Annotated in this window: 11 protein-coding genes; 5 read left to right on the forward strand and 6 right to left on the reverse strand. The window is 72.9% G+C overall.

Features of this window, described 5'->3' with window-relative positions; translation table 11 throughout:
- The first annotated feature begins 168 nt into the window (after positions 1–168).
- Together malQ and ACIOJE_RS31870 are read left to right on the forward strand one after the other, a co-directional pair.
- Positions 169–2,295 carry a 4-alpha-glucanotransferase gene (gene malQ / locus ACIOJE_RS31865; protein ID WP_400781013.1) on the forward strand — a complete coding sequence of 709 codons (2,127 nt, stop codon included), beginning with the start codon at positions 169–171 and terminating at the stop codon, positions 2,293–2,295.
- Positions 2,296–2,430: 135 nt separating this feature from the next.
- Positions 2,431–2,658, forward strand: a complete 228-nt coding sequence (locus ACIOJE_RS31870) for a hypothetical protein (protein WP_280677919.1) — start codon at positions 2,431–2,433, stop codon at positions 2,656–2,658.
- 87 nt (positions 2,659–2,745) lie between these two features.
- Here the strand turns inward: ACIOJE_RS31870 and pepN are convergent, their stop codons facing one another.
- Both pepN and ACIOJE_RS31880 read right to left on the reverse strand, forming a co-directional pair.
- Positions 2,746–5,325 carry an aminopeptidase N gene (gene pepN / locus ACIOJE_RS31875; protein WP_400781017.1) on the reverse strand — a complete coding sequence of 860 codons (2,580 nt, stop codon included), beginning with the start codon at positions 5,323–5,325 and terminating at the stop codon, positions 2,746–2,748.
- Between the two features lie 178 nt (positions 5,326–5,503).
- Positions 5,504–7,300 carry a PQQ-binding-like beta-propeller repeat protein gene (locus ACIOJE_RS31880; protein WP_400781020.1) on the reverse strand — a complete coding sequence of 599 codons (1,797 nt, stop codon included), beginning with the start codon at positions 7,298–7,300 and terminating at the stop codon, positions 5,504–5,506.
- 318 nt (positions 7,301–7,618) lie between these two features.
- Between ACIOJE_RS31880 and ACIOJE_RS31885 the strand changes: the two genes are divergently transcribed.
- The 3 genes from ACIOJE_RS31885 to ACIOJE_RS31895 all read left to right on the forward strand — a co-directional run bounded on the left by ACIOJE_RS31885 (position 7,619) and on the right by ACIOJE_RS31895 (position 12,618).
- Positions 7,619–8,797: an ROK family transcriptional regulator gene (locus ACIOJE_RS31885; protein ID WP_280677925.1), complete on the forward strand. Its 1,179-nt coding sequence runs from the start codon at positions 7,619–7,621 to the stop codon at positions 8,795–8,797.
- A 248-nt stretch (positions 8,798–9,045) separates the two neighbouring features.
- Positions 9,046–10,953, forward strand: coding sequence for a 1-deoxy-D-xylulose-5-phosphate synthase (gene dxs, locus ACIOJE_RS31890; RefSeq protein ID WP_280677927.1), 1,908 nt, complete (start codon positions 9,046–9,048; stop codon positions 10,951–10,953).
- A gap of 138 nt (positions 10,954–11,091) precedes the next feature.
- Positions 11,092–12,618 carry a glycosyltransferase family 39 protein gene (locus ACIOJE_RS31895; protein ID WP_280677929.1) on the forward strand — a complete coding sequence of 509 codons (1,527 nt, stop codon included), beginning with the start codon at positions 11,092–11,094 and terminating at the stop codon, positions 12,616–12,618.
- A 74-nt stretch (positions 12,619–12,692) separates the two neighbouring features.
- Here the strand turns inward: ACIOJE_RS31895 and ACIOJE_RS31900 are convergent, their stop codons facing one another.
- The 4 genes from ACIOJE_RS31900 to ACIOJE_RS31915 all read right to left on the reverse strand — a co-directional run bounded on the left by ACIOJE_RS31900 (position 12,693) and on the right by ACIOJE_RS31915 (position 18,432).
- Positions 12,693–14,822 (reverse strand): 3-hydroxyacyl-CoA dehydrogenase NAD-binding domain-containing protein, encoded by a 2,130-nt coding sequence (locus ACIOJE_RS31900; RefSeq protein ID WP_400781025.1) that lies wholly within the window; start codon positions 14,820–14,822, stop codon positions 12,693–12,695.
- Positions 14,823–14,824: 2 nt separating this feature from the next.
- Positions 14,825–16,069 carry an acetyl-CoA C-acyltransferase gene (locus ACIOJE_RS31905; protein ID WP_280677933.1) on the reverse strand — a complete coding sequence of 415 codons (1,245 nt, stop codon included), beginning with the start codon at positions 16,067–16,069 and terminating at the stop codon, positions 14,825–14,827.
- A gap of 228 nt (positions 16,070–16,297) precedes the next feature.
- Complete coding sequence (locus ACIOJE_RS31910) at positions 16,298–17,542, reverse strand: ribonuclease D (protein ID WP_400781029.1); 1,245 nt, start codon at positions 17,540–17,542, stop codon at positions 16,298–16,300.
- A gap of 164 nt (positions 17,543–17,706) precedes the next feature.
- Positions 17,707–18,432 (reverse strand): response regulator transcription factor, encoded by a 726-nt coding sequence (locus ACIOJE_RS31915; RefSeq protein WP_280677938.1) that lies wholly within the window; start codon positions 18,430–18,432, stop codon positions 17,707–17,709.
- Positions 18,433–18,826 lie beyond the last annotated feature (394 nt).

Here is an 18,826-nt window from a genome sequence, read left to right on the forward strand (position 1 = left end):
TATGCCCGCTTTACCCCGATTGGCGAATTCGGTGAAGCCGCCGTGAGAGCGCCCGGCACCCGACCGATCCATCCGCGCGCTCGTGTCGCGCAGCGTCGTCGGGCCGTCACACGGGTAGGACTGTGGTCGTCCTGACCAGGCGTTGCCGAGACATCGCAGGAGCCGCGAGTGGCCGCTTATCTCGACCGTGACGGAGCCGACGGGCTGAGGGTACCGGCGCAGGACGCGCCACCACCGCCGGCGGAGCTGGTGGCGCTGGCGCAGGCGTACGGGGTGGACACCCGGAATCCGGGTCCGGGGGGTCCGGCCGTGGGGGCCCGGACGCTGGTCGCGGTGCTGGGGGCACTGGGGGTGGCGGCGGGGACGCCGGAGGAGGCGCGGGAGGCGCTGGAGCGTCACCGGGCCGAGCAGCAGGCCCGGTTGCTGCCGCCGTGCGTGGTGGTGCGGGCCGGGCGGCGGACGGCGCTGGACGTGCCGGCCGACGCGCGGCTGCACGTGGCGCTGGAGGACGGCGGGGTGTGGGAGCTGCCGCGCGGGCACTCGCACTGGCTGCCGGCCGACCTGCCGCTCGGCCGACACGTCCTCAGGGCCGAGACGGGCGAGGGCAAGAGCGAGGCGGCGCTGATCGTCGCCCCCGAGAAGCTGCCCGCGCTCCCCGGCCGCGGCTGGGGGTTCCTCGCCCAGCTGTACTCCGTCCTGTCCGACCGCTCCTGGGGCATGGGCGACCTCGGCGACCTCGCCGAACTGGCGCAGTGGGCGGGCGCCGGCCTCGGCGCGGGCTTCGTCCAGATCAACCCGCTGCACCAGGCGCTGCCCACCGCCCCCGCCGACCCGTCCCCCTACCGCCCCTCCTCCCGCCGCTTCGCCGACCCGGTGCACCTGCGGGTCGAGGCGGTGCCCGAGTACGCCTACCTGACGGGCGACCAGCGGGCCGAGGCGGAGGAACTGGGCCGCCGGGCCGCCCGGCTGCGCGACGAGGTGCTGGCGCACGACGGCCTGATCGACCGGGACGCCGTCTGGGCGCTCAAGCGCGAGGCGCTGGAACTGCTGCACGAGGTGCCGCGCGGGGCAGGCCGCCAGGCCGCGTACGAGGCGTACCAGCGCCGGGAGGGCGACTGGCTGCGCCGGCACGCGCTGTGGAACGCGCTCGCCGAGGTGCACGGCGCCGACTGGCACGGCTGGCCGAAGGGGCTGCGTCACCCGGACGGCCCACAGGTCGGCCAGGCCGCGCGGGACCTCGCCGACCGGGTCGAGTTCCACCGCTGGCTCGCCTGGCAGGTCGACCAGCAGCTCGGCGACGCCCAGCGCGCGGCCCGCCGGGCCGGCATGCCGGTGGGCCTGATCCACGACCTGGCCGTCGGCGTCCACCCGGACGGTGCCGACGCCTGGGCGCTCCAGGACGTCCTGGCCGGCGGCATCGCGGTCGGCGCCCCGCCGGACGCCTTCAACGCCCACGGCCAGGACTGGGGCCTGCCGCCCTGGCGCCCGGACGCGCTGGCCGCAGCCGGCTACGCCCCGTACGCGGAGCTGCTGCGCTCGGCGGCCCGGCACGCGGGGGCGATCCGGATCGACCACGTGATGGGCCTGTTCCGGCTCTGGTGGGTGCCGGACGGCCACCCGCCGACCGAGGGCGCGTACGTCCGCTACGACGCGGAGGCGATGCTCGGCGTGCTGGCCCTGGAGGCGCACCGGGCCGGGACGGCGGTGATCGGCGAGGACCTGGGCACGGTGGAGCCGGGCGTCCGGGAGGAGCTGGCGGCGCGCGGCATCCTGGGGACGTCGGTGCTCTGGTTCGAGCGGGACTGGCAGGCGGGGGGCGAGATCCTCGCCCCGGACCGCTGGCGCCCGGGCTGCCTGGCCACCCTCACCACCCACGACCTGCCGAGCACCGCGGCCCGGCTCTCCGGCGAGCACGTCGAGCTGCGGCACCGGCTCGGGCTGCTGGCCCGTCCGCTGGGCGAGGAGCAGGCGGAGGCGGCGGCCGAGCTGGCGGACTGGCGGGCCGAACTGACCCGGCGGGGGCTGCTCACACCGGGCGAGCCGCTGTCGATGCCGGTGCTGTACCGCTTCCTGCGCTCGACCCCGGCGGAGCTGGTCGGGGTCTGGCTGCCGGACCTGGTCGGCGACCCGCGTCCGCAGAACCTGCCCGGCACCTGGGACCAGTACCCGAACTGGCGCCTGCCGGTCGCCGACCACGCCGGCGACCCGGTCACCCTCGACCGCCTGGCCGCCACCCCGGCCGCCCGCCTGCTCGCCCACCTGCTGGCCCCGCCCGGGCCCCACCCGTCGGTCTGAACCCGTCCGGCTGTCGAGCGCCCCCGTCCCCGACCGGCCGACCCGGCCCCCACCTGCGCCCCCGGCCCCGAACCCCGTGCCCGAAGGGCCGACCCCGGCGCGCGGGGGCGCGTAAGGGGCGGGTAAGTTGGAAACGTGGACAAGAGGAACGCTTTGCGAGCCGGCGCGGTCTCCGCAACGGTCACGCTGATGATGCTGCTGTCGTCGCCCGCCATGGCCGTCACCCGGGACGACGGCGACGACCCGGGGGCCGGCCTGAGCGTCGGCCAGACCATCGGTCTGTACGTGCTGATCCCGATCGCCGCCTTCGTGATCATCGCCGCCCTCGCGGGCCTGCCGTACGGCAAGGGCAAGAAGAAGTAACCGCCGCGTCCACCAGGACCGCACAAGCCTCGAAGGGGCACCGGATCTCTCCGGTGCCCCTTCGAGGCTTTTCAGCGGGTCAGCCGGTCAGCGGGCGCCCGCCGCCCGGTCGACCACCTGGGCCTTGAGCGCGCGCTCGATCCCGGCCCGGGCCTCGACGACCTGGCGCCGCAGCGCCGGCGCCGGCTCGGCCTCGGCCAGCCACGCGTCGGTCGCGTCCACCGTCGCCTGCGTGACCTGCAGCGACGGGTACAGCCCGCCGATGATCTGCTGCGAGATCTCGTGGCTGCGGGTCTCCCAGATGTCCTTGACGGCCGCGAAGTACTTGGCCGCGTACGGGGCGAGCAGCTCGCGCTGGTCGCTCTGCTGGAAGCCGGCGATGGTCGCTTCCTGGACGTAGTTGGTGAGGGTGTCCGACTCGACGACGGCGGCCCAGGCCTCGGCCTTGGCCTCGGCGGTGGGCCGGGCGGCGCGGCAGGTGGCGGCGTGCTCCTGGCCGGCCGCGGTGTTGTCGCGGGCCAGCTCGGCCGTGACGGCGGCCTCGTCGGCGCGGCCGGTGGCGCAGAGCTGGGTGAGCAGGCTCCAGCGCAGCTCGGTGTCGACGGCGAGGCCCTTGATCTCGGCGGTGCCGTCGAGCAGGCCGTCGAGCAGGCCGAGCTGCCCGTCGGTGCGGGCGACGGAGGCCAGGGTGCGGGCCCAGGCGAGCTGGTGGTCGCTGCCGGGTTCGGCGGCGCGCAGGTGCTCCTCGGCGGCGGCGGCCCACCGGGCGAGGCCCTGCTCGCGCCAGCCGGGGTCGGTGTAGGCGTCGAGGGCGAGCCTGACCTGGCGCTGCACGGACTGCACGACGCCGATGTCGCTCTCCCGCCCGATGCCGGCGAGGGCGAGCGCGAGGTAGTCACGGGCGGCGAGTTCGCCGTCGCGGGTCATGTCCCAGGCGGAGGCCCAGCACAGGGCGCGCGGCAGCGACTCGGTGAAGCCGCCGAGGTGCTCGGTGACGACGGCCATCGAGTCCTCGTCGAGCCGGATCTTGGCGTACGAGAGGTCGTCGTCGTTGAGCAGCACGACGGCCGGGCGGTGCCGGCCGACGAGCTCGGGCACCTCGGTGCGCGGGCCGTCGACGTCGAGCTCGATCCGGTCGGTGCGCACCAGCGCGCCGTCGGCGAGCTCGTACAGGCCGATGGCGATGCGGTGCGGGCGCAGCACGGCCTCGCCCTTGGCGCCGGCGGGCAGCGCGGGGGCCTCCTGGAGGACGGCGAAGGACTCGATCTCGCCGTCGGTGTTCAGCACGATCGAGGGCCGCAGCACGTTGATGCCGGCGGTCTCCAGCCAGGCCTTGGACCAGGTCCGCAGGTCGCGGCCGCTGGCCTCCTCCAGGGCGCCGAGCAGGTCACTGAGGCGGGTGTTGCCCCAGGCGTGGCGCTTGAAGTAGGCCTGCACGCCCTGGAAGAAGGCGTCCTGGCCGACGTAGGCCACCAGCTGCTTGAGCACCGAGGCGCCCTTGGCGTAGGTGATGCCGTCGAAGTTGACCTGGACGTCCTCCAGGTCGTTGATGTCGGCCATGATCGGGTGGGTGGACGGCAGTTGGTCCTGCCGGTAGGCCCAGGTCTTCATCTGGTTGGCGAAGGTGGTCCAGGAGTGGGGCCACTTCGAGCCGGGGGCCTCGGCCTGGCAGACGGCCTCGGCGAAGGTGGCGAAGGACTCGTTCAGCCAGAGGTCGTTCCACCACTCCATGGTGACGAGGTCGCCGAACCACATGTGGGCGAGCTCGTGCAGGATCGTCGCGGCGCGGGCCTCGTACGCGGCGTCGGTGACCTTGGAGCGGAACACGTACTGGTCGCGCAGGGTGACGGCGCCCGCGTTCTCCATCGCGCCGGCGTTGAACTCCGGGACGAACAGCTGGTCGTACTTCGCGAACGGGTAGGGGAAGTCGAACTTCTCCTGGAAGTAGTCGAAGCCCTGCTTGGTGACGGCGAAGACGTTCTCGGCGTCCAGGTACTCGCGCAGCGAGGGGCGGCAGTAGACGCCCAGCGGCACCTTCTGCGCGCCGTTCTCGTAGGTGTCGAAGACGCCGACGTACGGGCCGGCGATCAGCGCGGTGATGTAGCTGGAGATCCGGCCGGTGGGCTCGAACGTCCACACCTGCGCGGAGCCCTCGCCGACCGGCGTCGGGGTGGGCGAGTTGGAGACCACGACCCAGCCCGTGGGGGCCGTCACGGTGAACGCGAACGCGGCCTTCAGGTCGGGCTGTTCGAAGGAGGCGAAGACGCGGCGGGCGTCCGGCACCTCGAACTGGGTGTACAGGTAGGTCTCGCCGTCGACCGGGTCGACGAACCGGTGCAGGCCCTCACCGGTGTTGGTGTAGGCGCAGGTGGCGACGACGCGCAGCTCGTTCTCCGCGGCCAGGTTCGGCAGCGGGATCCGGCTGTCGGTGAAGCTCGCCGGGTCGAGCGGCGCGCCGTTGAGGGTGATCTCCTCGACGCTCGGCGCGACGAGGTCGATGAACGTGTCCGCGCCGGGGGTCGTGGCGGTGAACCGGACCACGGTGGTGGACCGGAAGGTGCCACCTTCGCGGGCCGAGCTCAGGTCGAGCTCGATGTCGTACGCGTCCACGTGGAGGAGGTCGGCCCGGGTGCGGGCTTCCTCACGGGTCAGGTTGGTGCCGGGCACTCGCTGCACTCCTTCGTCAGGCTGATGGGGCGAATCCTCCCATGACCCAACGGACGAGCCACCTGAAAAATCACAGGCGGGGCGGGCCCGGGCCGATGGCCCGTTCCCGCCCCGCCCGGTCCGGCCCGAGGGCCTGCGCCCAGTGGCCTGCGCCCGGTGGGGGGTCAGCCCCGCGGCGTCACTTCTTCCACTTGGTCAGCGGCGCGTCGGAGCTGCCGCGGCGGAAGGCGTACACCGCGCTGCCGTCGGTGGAGACGACGTACTCGGACAGGCTCATCCCGATGTCCAGGCCGTTGGGCATGGCCATGGTGCCGAGGTCGGTCATCGAGCCGTCGGTCGGCGAGAGCGTCACCAGCCGGGCGGGCTTGTTGTAGCCCTGGCTGACGATGGCGCGGACCTTGCCGTCCTTGTCGGTGCCGGACACCAGCCGGATGTCCTGGCTGGACGTGGCGCTGGCGGCGGACCAGAGGCGCTTGCCGGTGGTCAGGTCGTACGCGTTGACGGCCGACTTGGTGCCGGTGATCTGGGCGTACAGGGTGGTGCCGCTGACCACGTTCTGGGTGTAGGCGTCGGACTGGCCGGACAGGCGCAGGCTGTCCGCGCCGGGCTCCTTGACCGACATCTGGTTTCCGGGCTTGTTGGTCTTGTCGAACGGCAGGATGTAGTCGCCGTTCGGGCCGCTGCTCATCAGCAGCACCAGCGGCTGGTCCTGGACGACCTTGTCGATCCGCTCGATGGTGCCGGTGAGGGTGATCGGCGTGCTGGCGGCCTTGCCGCTGTCGGCGTCCACGATCACCAGCTGCGACTTGGGACCGGAGCCGCCGTAGCAGCGGTCGCTGACCGCGAGCTGGTTGCCGGCCGCGCGGCCGTAGAGGCTGCAGTCCTTGTCGCGGGGCTGGAACTGCCAGACGGCGGAGCCGTTGTCGATGCTCAGGCCGCCGACCACGTTGCCGCCGATGGCGACCACCTTGTCCGTGACGCTGAGGGTCGGCGAGGACACCCGGTCGTTGGAGACCTTGACGGTCCACAGCAGCTTGCCCTGGCTGATGTCGACGGCGCCGACGGTGGAGCAGTCGCTGTCACCGGTGTTGAAGGAGACGGCGGCGATGCTCTTCGAGTTGGTCGAGTAGGAGGCGCTGCACAGCTCCTTGCTGCCGGCCGGCACCGGGATGGTCCAGGCCTCCTTGCCGTCCGAGGTGTTGAACGCCCGGATGCCGGCGCTGTCGGCGCGCACCGCGACCTTGTCGGTGCCCCAGATGCCGAGCATCTGCGTACTGCTGTCCGCGTTGGCGGCCTTGGCGGCGCTCCACGCGATGTTGTAGCCGGCCCCGCCGCCGGTGCTGCCGCCGGTGCTGTCGGCGGTCGGGGCGTCGGTGACGGTGCCTCCGGAGGTGCCGCCCGAGGTGGTGGTGCCGCCGGAGCTGGCACTCGGCGCGGGGTCGGGGTTGCCCTTGAGGAGCACGATCAGCCCGGCGACGATGGCGATCGCCAGGACGCCGCCGATGATCCCGCCCCAGAGCATCACGGGGTTGCGCTGCTTGGGCGCGGGGGGCACCGGCGCACCCGGGTAGCCGTACCCGGGCTGCTGCTGCGGGTATCCGTAGCCGGCGCCGTAGGCCTGCCCGGCGTCCGGCGCACCGTAGGCACCACCGGGCACCGGGTCGTACGGGCCCATCGGCGCACCGGCCGGCGGCGGCGGGGCCTGGCCGGGGAAGGCGGCCGCGGTCGGCGCGTACGGCTGGAATCCCCCGCCGCCGGCCGGCGGCTGCGCGGGCGGTGCCGGCGGTTGGGCCGGAGGCGGTCCGGCGGGCGAGGCCGGGCCCGGGATCGCCGAGCCGTCGAGCTGTGTCATCTGGTCCGCCACGGCGGCCGGGTCCACGCCGCCGGGCGGGCGCCCGAACGAGACGCCCCGGTTGTCCTGCGGCCCGCTGCCGGGCTTTTCGCCCGCCCCCGGCGTAGGGTGATCCCCTGCCATCTGATTCCCCGTCATGTCTGGAAGTGCCCCCTGCCGGTACCGTCCGCGGTTCCGGGGGGACGCGTGAGATAGGGCACCATGGTAGTGGTGAGTGGTTTTCGGCCAACGCCAGGACTCCGGTAGCCCGTTTCCGCAGCTCCCGGCCGTGCCGGCCGCGCGGCTCCCCGCCCCGGCCGCCGCCGGCCCCACCGGCCTCGGCTAAGACCATGTGCCGGTCGGTCTCAGGTCCGATCCGCGCCGATCCACGGCACAGGCCCTACCCTTCAGGAGTTGAAGGGGACGTCCGGCGGAGGGGTCCCCGCCCTGGGAGGGTGGATCATGTCGACGGACACACCGGGCTCGCAGTCGTCACTGCACCGGGCGAACCTGGAACGGGTGCTGCGTGCGGTGCGGATGGCCGGCTCGCTGACCCAGGCCGAGATCGCCCGCGGCACCGGCCTCTCCGCGGCCACCGTGTCCAACATCGTGCGGGAGTTGAAGGAGAGCGGCACCGTCGTGGTCGCCGACACCTCCTCCGGCGGCCGGCGCGCGCGCAGCGTCTCGCTCAGCGGGGACGCCGGCATCGTGGTGGGCATCGATTTCGGTCATACCCATCTGCGGGTCGCGGTCGGCAACCTCGCGCACCGGGTGCTGGCCGAGGAGAGCGCCCCGATCGACGTGGACGTCTCCGCCGCGCAGGGCTTCGACCGGGCCGAGGCGATGGTGGAGCGGCTGCTCCAGCAGGCCGGGTTCCGCCCGGACAAGGTGATCGGCGTCGGCCTCGGCGTGCCCGGCCCGATCGACGTGGAGACCGGCGCGCTCGGCTCCACCGCGATCCTGCCCGGCTGGACGGGCATCGCCCCGGGCCGGGAGCTGGCCGAGCGGCTCGGCATGCCGGTGCACGTGGACAACGACGCCAACCTGGGCGCGCTCGGCGAGCTGGTCTGGGGTGCCGGGCGGGGGCTGAGCGACCTCGCGTACATCAAGATCGCCAGCGGGGTCGGCGCCGGTCTGGTGGTCAACGGCCAGATCTACCGGGGGCCGGGCGGCACCGCCGGTGAGATCGGGCACATCACCCTGGACGAGGCCGGGCCGGTCTGCCGCTGCGGCAACCGCGGCTGCCTGGAGACCTTCGTGGGCTCCCGCTACCTGCTCTCGCTGCTCACCTCGACCCTCGGCCCGGACCTCACCCTGACCCGGGTGGTCGAGCTGGCCCACCAGGGCGACCTCGGCTGCCGCCGGGTGATCGCCGACGCCGGCCGGCAGATCGGCACCGGCGTCGCCACCCTGTGCAACCTGCTCAACCCGCGCCGGGTGATCCTCGGCGGCGACCTCGCCGAGGCCGGTGAGCTGGTGCTCGCCCCGATCCGCGACTCGGTGGCCCGCTACGCGATCCCGAGCGCCGCCCGCCAGCTCTCGGTGGTCCCCGGCACCCTGGGCGGCCGGGCGGAGGTGCTCGGTGCACTGGCCCTGGTGATGAGCGAGATGGGCGAGTCCGGGGCGCTCGGGCTCGTCTGACGAGCCCGGGGCGCACCCGAGCTGCTCCGCACGCCCGTTCGTCAATCCGTCTTGACGCGCACCTCCGGGCCGACCTCCGGGAATGGCGGTATCGGGTCGGTGGCACCGGGCGCGCCGCTCGGTGTCCGGCAAGCGGACATTAGACTCGACCGGTCGGCACCGGCCGCGACCGCCGGCCAGCTGCCAGACCGGGCAGCGACGCCCGTCGGACCGCCCGCGGTCCGCGAACACTGAACGAGGAGGAACGGGTGGCCCTGCTGACCCGCATTCGGGGACCGCGCGATCTCGACCGGCTCACGCCCGGACAGCTGGCCGCACTGGCCCAGGAGATCCGGACCTTCCTGGTGACCGAGGTCTCCAAGACGGGCGGCCACCTCGGCCCCAACCTCGGCGTCGTGGAGCTCACCATCGCGCTGCACCGGGTTTTCGACTCGCCGCGCGACCGCATCCTCTTCGACACCGGCCACCAGAGCTACGTCCACAAGCTGCTCACCGGCCGCCAGGACTTCTCGATGCTGCGGATGAAGGGCGGTCTGTCCGGCTACCCGTCCCGCGCCGAGTCCGAGCACGACGTGATCGAGAACTCGCACGCCTCCACCGTGCTCTCCTACGCCGACGGCCTGGCCAAGGCCAACCAGCTGCGCGGCACCTCCGACCCGGTGGTCGCGGTGATCGGCGACGGCGCGCTCACCGGCGGCATGGCCTGGGAGGCGCTGAACAACATCGCCGACGCCGAGGACCGCCCGCTCGTCATCGTCGTCAACGACAACGAGCGCTCCTACTCGCCGACCATCGGCGGCATGGCCAACCACCTCGCCACGCTGCGCACCACCCGGGGCTACGAGCGCTTCCTCTCCTGGGGCAAGGACGCCCTGCAGCGCACTCCGGTGGTCGGCCAGCAGCTGTTCGAGACGCTGCACGGCGCCAAGAAGGGCCTCAAGGACTTCATCGCCCCGCAGGGCATGTTCGAGGACCTCGGCCTCAAGTACATCGGCCCGATCGACGGCCACGACCTGACCGCCCTGGAGTCCGCGCTGACCAAGGCACGCGGCTTCGGCGGCCCGGTGATCGTGCACTGCCTCACCGAGAAGGGCCGCGGCTACCACGCCGCCGAGAACAACGACGAGGACCGCTTCCACGCGGTCGGCAAGATCCACCCGGAGACCGGCCTGCCGATCAAGAGCGGCGGCGGGCAGAGCTGGACCTCGGTCTTCGCCGAGGAGATGGTCGCGCTCGGCCACGAGCGCGAGGACATCGTCGGCATCACCGCCGCGATGCTCCACCCGGTCGGCCTGGCCCCGTTCGCCGAGGCCTTCCCGGACCGCATCTTCGACGTCGGCATCGCCGAGCAGCACGCCGTCACCAGCGCGGCCGGCCTGGCCACCGGCGGCCTGCACCCGGTCTTCGCGGTCTACGCGACCTTCCTGAACCGCGCCTTCGACCAGGTCCTGATGGACGTCGCCCTGCACAAGCTGGGCGTCACCTTCACTCTGGACCGGGCCGGTGTCACCGGTGACGACGGCGCCTCGCACAACGGCATGTGGGACATGTCGATCCTGCAGGTCGTCCCGACCCTGCGGCTGGCCGCCCCGCGCGACGCCGACCAGCTGCGCGCCCAGCTGCGCGAGGCCGTCGAGGTCAAGGACGCGCCCACCGTGGTCCGCTACTCCAAGGGCACGGTCGGCCCGGCCGTCCCCGCGGTCGGCCGGATCGGCGGCATGGACGTGCTGCGCGCCGCCGAGGCGCCGGGCGGCACGCACCGCGCGGACGTGCTGATCGTCTCGGTCGGCGCGATGGCCGCCACCAGCCTGGAGGTCGCGGACCTGCTGGCCGCCCAGGGCATCACCGCCACTGTGGTGGACCCGCGCTGGGTCAAGCCGGTCGACCAGGCCCTGCCCGGCCTGGCGGCCGAGCACCGGGTGGTCGTCACGATCGAGGACAACGGCCGGGTGGGCGGCGTCGGCGCCGCCGTGGCGCAGGCCCTGCGCGACGCGGACGTGGACCTGCCGGTGCGCGACTTCGGGATCCCGCAGGAGTTCCTGGACCACGCGAGCCGGAACGAGATCCTGGCCGAGATCGGCCTGAACGCCCCGGACATCGCCCGAAAGGTGACGGCCCTGGTCGGCAATCTGGACGCGGCGCCGGTCGAGGCCTGAGGGCGCAGCCCGGAGCGCGTTCCGTCGACGACCGTTCGTCGTAACCCTGTAACAGTTCGTCACGAAACAAGCTGACAATCGCACCGAAAGGCGGGACCGGCGCGGCCCGCGCCGATCCCGCCGGGTAGGTTGTCACCCGTGCCCACCCCCACCCGCCTCCGCCTCGCCGGACTGGCCGAGCGCCTGCCCGAGCGTGTCCGTACCCAAGTCCTGATCGGGTACTGGACCAGGCTGGTGCCGGTGCTCGCGCTGGTCGCGCTGCTCACCCACATCCCCTCCTTCGCCCGGCCCGTCTGGAGCCCCGACGAGGGGTTCCTGGCCACCCAGGCCCGGATGCTGGCCGACGGCGGCGTGCTGTACGACACCGTGGTGGACCGCAAGCCGCCGCTGCTGCCCTGGCTCTACCAGGCCTGCTTCGCGGTCTTCGGCTCCGCCTCGCTGTGGCCGCTGCGCACCCTGGCGGTGGCCGCCCACCTGGGCACCGCGATCCTGCTGGCCTCCCTCGCCCGCGGCCGCTGGGGCAACCGGGCCGGGGCCGGCGCGGGACTGCTCTACCTGCTGGTCTCCATCGGGCTCTCCCCGGAGGACACCCAGGCGGCGACCTTCGAGGTCTTCATGCTGCCCGCGATGGTGGCCGCCTTCCGGTACGCCGAGCGCCGCCGCTGGCTGGCCGCCGGCATCGCGGTGGCGCTCTGCTCGCTGACCAAGCAGACCGGCGGCGCGGTGCTGCTGCCGGTGCTCTGGATGCTGTTCCAGGACGCCCGCCGGCGCGGGGTGCGCTGGCCGCCCGCCCTGTTCAAGATCGGCTTCGGCTTCACCCTGCCGATAGCGCTGGTCGCGGTCATCCTGACCAAGCCCAAGGGCTTCCTGTTCTGGGTGGTCACCGGCAGTGGGGACTACGCCTCCTTCGGCGGCGCCTGGCTGCAGATGACCGGCCGCGCGCTCGGCAACTCGGCCATCCTGGTCGCCGCCGGGCTGGGTTTCCTGCTCCCGGTCGGGCGCCGGCTCTGGCTCAAGTACCGCCACCGCCCGCTGCCGGTCGCCGGGGAGGAGCACGGCTCCACCGCCGACCTCTGGGTCTGGCTGGCCTCCTCGGTCGTCGCGGTCAGCGTGGGCTTCCACTTCTTCGGCCACTACTACCTGCAGTTGATCCCCCCGCTGGTGCTGCTGGGCACCGGGGCGGTGGCCACCTCGGCGGTCCGCTGGAAGCCCGTCCTGGTGTACACCACGGTCGCCTCGACGGTCTTCTGGGCGCTGGCCCTGGCCTGGCCGGGGGAGCGGCTCGACCGCACCACCGAGGTCGCCACCGCGGTCGCCGCCCAGACCAGCCCCAAGGACACCGTGCTGGTCTGGGGCATGCACCCCGAGCTGTACTGGCTGGCCGACCGCAAGCCCGCCACCCGCTACCTGACGGCCGGCTTCCTGACCAACTACAGCGGCGGCAAGGACGGCAACCCCAACGTGGGCGAGCAGTTCAGCGTCAGCAACGCCTGGCAGACCTTCGACAAGGAGCTCGCCGACAACCTGCCCGAGGTCGTGGTGGACGACTCCGGCATCGCCCCGTACCAGCCGGGGATGGTCCCGCGGATCGAGAACCTGCTGGACACCCACTACGAGATGGTCGGCGTCTTCGCGGACACCGTGGTCTACCGCCTCAAGCACTGACCGCCCCCGCACACGCCGGAGCCCCGGTGACCTGGACCAGGTCACCGGGGCTCCGGCGTTCGTACCGCTGCGCCCTACGCGGGCACCGAGGCCACGCCGGGGGCGAGGAAGCGCTTGCCGTTCACCCGCTCCGAGACACCCTCACGGTCCAGGTACGGGGTGATCCCGCCCAGGTGGAAGGGCCAGCCGGCGCCGGTGATCATGCAGAGGTCGATGTCCTGCGCCTCGGCGACGACACCCTCCTCCAGCATCAGGCCGATCTCCTGCGCCACGGCCTCCAGGGCGCGGGTCAGGACCTGCTCCTCGGTCAGCACGGTGTCGCCGAAGGACAGCAGCTCCAGCACCTCGGGGTCGAGCACCTGCTTGCCGTCCACCCAGGTGTAGAAGCCGCGCTTGCCGGCCTTGACCACCTTGCCGAGGTTCTCGGAGACGGCGAACCGCTCCGGGAACGCGCCGTGCAGGGTCTCCGAGACGTGCAGCGCGATGGCCGGGCCGACCAGCTCCAGCAGCACGATCGGGGACATCGGCAGGCCGAGCGGCTCGACGCCCTTCTCGACGGTGGCGATCGGGGTGCCCTCGTCGATGATGGTCTGGATCTCGCCCATGAAGCGGGTCAGGATCCGGTTCACCACGAACGCCGGGGCGTCCTTGACCAGCACCGAGGTCTTCTTCAGCTTCTTCGAGACGCCGAAGGCGGTGGCCAGCGAGGCGTCGTCGGTCTGCTCGCCGCGGACGATCTCCAGCAGCGGCAGGATCGCGACCGGGTTGAAGAAGTGGAAGCCGACGACCCGCTCGGGGTGCTTCAGCTTCGAGGCCATCTCGGTGACCGACAGCGAGGAGGTGTTGGTCGCCAGCACGCAGGTCGGCGAGACCACGTTCTCCAGGTCCGCGAAGACGGCCTGCTTGACGCCCATCTCCTCGAACACGGCCTCGATCACGAAGTCCGCGTCGCCGAAGGCGGCGGCCTTGTCGAGCGAGCCGCTGACCAGGCCCTTGAGACGGTTGGCCTTGTCCTGGCCGATCCGGCCCTTGCCGAGCAGCTTGTCGATCTCGGCGTGGACGTAGCCGACGCCCTTGTCGACGCGCTCCTGGTCGATGTCGGTGAGGACCACCGGCACCTCCAGACGGCGGGCGAACAGCAGCGCCAGCTGCGAGGCCATCAGACCGGCGCCCACGACGCCGACCTTGGTGACCGGGCGGGCCAGCGACTTGTCCGGCGCGCCGACCGGGCGCTTGGCCCGGCGCTGCACCAGGTTGAAGGCGTAGATGCCGCTGCGCAGCTCGCCGCTCATGATGAGGTCGGCCAGGGCCGCGTCCTCGGCGTCGAAGCCGGCCTGCAGGTCGGAGTCCTTGACCTGGGCGATGATGTCCAGTGCCTTGTAGGCGGCCGGCGCGGCGCCGTGCACCTTGGCGTCGGCGACCAGGCGGCCCCAGGCGACGGCGTCGTCCCAGGCCTTGCCGCGGTCGATCTCCTCGCGCTCGACGACGACGTCGCCCTTGAGGACCTTGGCGGCCCACAGCAGCGACTGCTCCAGGAAGTCGGCCGGCTCGAAGATCGCGTCGGCGATCCCCAGCTCGAACACGTCCTTGCCCTTGAGCTGCTTGTTCTGGTTCATCGAGTTCTCGATGATGACCTTGATCGCCTTCGAGGGGCCGATCAGGTTCGGCAGCAGGGTGCAGCCGCCCCAGCCGGGGACGAGGCCCAGGAAGACCTCCGGCAGCGAGAACGCCGGGACGCCCGCGCTGACCGTGCGGTAGGTGGCGTGCAGGCCGACCTCGACGCCGCCGCCCATCGCCGCGCCGTTGTAGAAGGCGAAGGACGGGACGGGCAGCGCGGCGATCCGCTTGAAGACCTCGTGGCCGCCCTTGCCGATGGCCAGCGCGTCCGCGTGCTCCTTGAGGATCTCGACGCCCTTGAGGTCGGCGCCGACCGCGAAGATGAACGGCTTGCCGGTCACCGCGACGCCGACGATCTTGCCCTCGGCGGCCTCGGCCTCGACCTGGTCCAGCGCGGCGGACAGCTTGAGCAGCGAACCCGGGCCGAAGGTGGTCGGCTTGGTGTGGTCGAAGCCGTTGTCCAGGGTGATCAGGGCCAGCCGGCCGGCCTGCAGCGGCAGGTCCAGGTGGCGCACGTGCGCGGTCGTGACGACCTCGCCCGGGAACAGTTCGGCGCCGTGCTGCAGCAGCTCAGTCGTGGTGCTCATGCTCACTTACCACCCTCGGACTCGGACGACTTTTCCGCTCCGCTCCAGTGCGGGTTCTCCCAGACGATGGTGCCGCCCATGCCGAAGCCGATGCACATCGTGGTGAGGCCGTAGCGGACGTCCGGGCGCTGCTCGAAGCGGCGGGCCAGCTGGTTCATCAGGCGCACGCCGGAGGAGGCCAGCGGGTGGCCGAAGGCGATCGCGCCGCCGTACGGGTTGACCCGCTCGTCGTCGTCCGCGATGCCGTAGTGGTCCAGGAAGGACAGCACCTGGACGGCGAAGGCCTCGTTGATCTCGAAGGCCTGGATGTCGTCGATGGTCAGACCGGCCTTGGCCAGCGCCTTCTCGGTGGCCGGCACCGGGCCGATGCCCATGACCTCGGGCTCGACGCCCGCGAAGGCGTAGGAGACCAGGCGCATCTTGACCGGGAGGCCGAGCTCCTCGGCGACGTCCTCGGCGGCCAGCAGCGAGGCGGTGGCGCCGTCGTTGAGACCGGCCGAGTTGCCCGCGGTGATGTTGCCGTGCGGGCGGAAGGGGGTCTTCAGACCGGCCAGGCTCTCCATCGTGGTGCCCGGGCGCATCGGCTCGTCCACGGTGGCCAGGCCCCAGCCGGTCTCGCCGACCTCGGGGTTGGTGTTGCGGATCGAGATCGGCACCAGGTCGGGCTGGATGTCGCCGTTGGCGTACGCCTTGGCGGCCTTCTCCTGCGAGCGCACGGCGTAGGCGTCGCAGCGCTCCTTGGTCAGGTGCGGGAACCGGTCGTGCAGGTTCTCCGCGGTCATGCCCATGAACAGGGCGGACTCGTCGACCAGCTTCTCGGAGACGAAGCGCGGGTTCGGGTCGACGCCCTCACCCATCGGGTGGCGGCCCATGTGCTCGACGCCGCCGGCCACGACCACGTCGTACGCGCCGAAGGCGATGCCGCCGGCGGTGGTGGTGACGGCGGTCAGCGCGCCGGCGCACATGCGGTCGATCGCGTAGCCGGGGACGGACTTGGGCAGGCCGGACAGCAGGGCGGCGGTGCGCCCGATGGTCAGACCCTGGTCACCGATCTGCGTGGTGGCCGCGACGGCGACCTCGTCGATGCGCTCGACGGGCAGGTTCGGGTTACGACGCACGAGCTCCCGGATGCACTTGACGACGAGGTCGTCGGCGCGCGTCTCGTGGTAGATGCCCTTCGGGCCGGCCTTGCCGAACGGGGTGCGGACGCCGTCGACGAAGACGACGTCCCTCACGGTACGAGGCACGGGGGCTCTCCTCCCAGGGACCAACATTTCGAGGTGGGCAGGCTGCCGCCGGCGAAGATCCGAGCGGCGCCGCTTCACCGTCATGCTACCGGTCGGTAACCAACCTGCCCAGGCCCCTCGGAGGGTTCGGACCGTGTGTCCCGCGACACGTCCGACCGGCGCGGTCGCCCCGGACACGCCGAAGGGGGCGCCGCCGCAAGGACGGTGCCCCCTTTCGGGTGGGCTCGCTCAGGCCTGTGCGGCCGCGGCCTCGGTGAAGGCGGCGGCCACCACCGGCGCCACCAGGTCCACCTGCCACTGCCGGGCGCCGAGCCGGCGCAGCGCGGCGGCCACGCCCTCGGCGTCCGGGGCGGCCGGCGGCTCCCAGGAGACCCGGCGGACCAGGTCCGGGGTGATCAGGTTCTCGGCCGGCAGGTTGTGCCGCTCGGCGAGGTCCGCGACCGCGGCGCGCGCCCCGGACAGCCGGGCGGCGGCCACCGGGTCCTTCTCGGCCCAGGCCCGCGGCGGCGGCGGCCCGTCGTGCGGCGCGGCGGCCGGCGGCAACTGGTTCTCCGGGACCTCCCGGCCCCGCTGGACGGCCGCCAGCCACTGCTCCAGCTGGCGCCGGTGCACCCGCGGCCCGAAGCCCTGGACGGCCTGCAGCGCGGCGATGTTCAGCGGCATGGCCAGCGCGGCGTTGACGATCGCGGCGTCCGAGAGCACCCGGCCCGGCGAGACGTCGCGCTCCTGCGCCAGCCGGTCCCGGGCCAGCCACAGCTCGCGCACCACGGCCAGCTGACGGCGCCGGCGGACCTTGTGCAGCTGCGAGGTGCGGCGCCACGGGTCGGTGCGCGGGGCCGGGCGCGGCGCGGCGGCGATCGCCGCGAACTCCTCCAGGGCCCAGCCGAGCTTGCCCTGGGCGTCCAGCTCCTGTTCGAGTGCGTCGCGCAGCTCGACCAGCACCTCGACGTCCAGAGCGGCGTAGCGCAGCCACGGCTCGGGCAGCGGGCGGGTGGACCAGTCCACCGCCGAGTGCTCCTTGGCCAGGCTCAGCCCGAGCACGCTCTCGGTCATCGGCCCGAGGCCGACCCGGGCGAAGCCGGCGATCCGTCCGGCCAGCTCGGTGTCGAAGAGCCGCCGGGGTCTCATGCCGACCTCGGCCAGGCAGGGCAGGTCCTGGGTGGCGGCGTGCACCACCCATTCGGTGTCGGCGAGGGCGTCGCCTAGGCCGCTGAGGTCGGGGCAGGCGATCGGGTCGATCAGCGCGGTGCCGGCGCCCGCGCGGCGCAGCTGGATGAGGTACGCGCGCTGCCCGTAGCGGTAGCCGGAGGCCCGCTCGGCGTCGACGGCGACCGGTCCGGTGCCCGCGGCGAAGGCGGCGACGGTGGCGGCCAGCGCCTGCTCGTCCGCCACGACGGGCGGGATCCCCTCCTTCGGTTCGAGGAGCGGGACCGGGGCTGCTTCTTCTGGGATGGCTGCTACGGCGTCGGTCACCCACCAAGGGTACGACGGTCCTCGCGGCCGGGAGTGTTGTCGGACTGGTCAGACCGGGTCCATGACCGCCCTGCGGGGGCCGGACGGGTGGCTGCGGCACACGCCGACGGCGGTCGAGGAGGAAACGTTCCTCCTCGACCGCCGTGGCGGGCCCGTTCGGGGACTCAGTGGATGATGCCGGTGCGCAGCGCGACCGCGACCATCCCGGCGCGGTCACCGGTGCCCAGCTTGCGGGCGATCCGGGCGAGGTGGCTCTTGACGGTGAGTGCGGACAGGCCCATCGCCACGCCGATCGCCTTGTTCGACTGGCCCTCGGCGACCAGCCGCAGCACCTCGACCTCGCGGCCGGACAGCTCGCGGTAGGCGGACTGCTGCGCGCCCGGCGCACCGGGTGCACCGGGGGCTCCGTGGGCGCCCGGCGCACCGGCGGCGCCCGGCACGCCCGGCATGCCGGGGCGGCGCATCCGTCCGGCCAGCCCGGCGGCGCCGAGCGGCAGGCCCGGGCGGCCGGGCATCGCGACGTTGGTGCGGGTGCCGGTGACGACGTAGCCCTTCACGCCGCCGGCCAGCGCGCTGCGGACGGCGCCGATGTCGTCGGCGGCGGACAGGGCCAGACCGTTGGGCCAGCCCGCGGCGCGGGTCTCGGCCAGGATGGTCAGGCCGGAGCCGTCCGGCAGGTGCACGTCGGCGACGCAGATGTCGCGCGGGGTGGAGACCCGGGGGCGGGCCTCGGCGATTGACGACACCTCGATCACGTCCCGGACGCCTAGCGCCCACAGATGACGGGTGACGGTGTTTCGGACGCGGGGATCGGCGATGACCACCATGGCGGTGGGCTTGGTCGGCCGGTAGGCGACCACGTTTGCGGGGTGCTCAAGAAGGACCGACACCAGGCCTCCTGCGGGGAGTGGCGGACGGAACCCCGAGGGGGCGGTCGGAGTGTTCCGCGTTCGGAAAGGGTCACAGTCTGCTTCGGCAGCTACCGCGCCCGGCTTTAGCGAATGATCACGATCTAGTGAGTAACAATACGGACAAATCGCGCATATGAGTGATGGGACATGCCCCGTATTCGCACAAAATCGATCAGATCCAGTGCTGATCGATCGGCTTCGACCGGTTAATTGACGCAGAGCGGGGTCGAAGTCACACTCCGTCAGTCCTGGGGGTGGCGCGCGGGGCGCCCCGGGCCCCCCCCCCCGCCCCCCCCCCCCCAATGCGCACCCGGACGCCCGCGCCCGGGCCACGGGCCCACCCCACCCAGAGACGGCACGGCGGGCCGCCGCT

The organism is Kitasatospora sp. NPDC087861 (assembly GCF_044742585.1).
In the GTDB taxonomy this organism is placed as follows: domain Bacteria; phylum Actinomycetota; class Actinomycetes; order Streptomycetales; family Streptomycetaceae; genus Kitasatospora.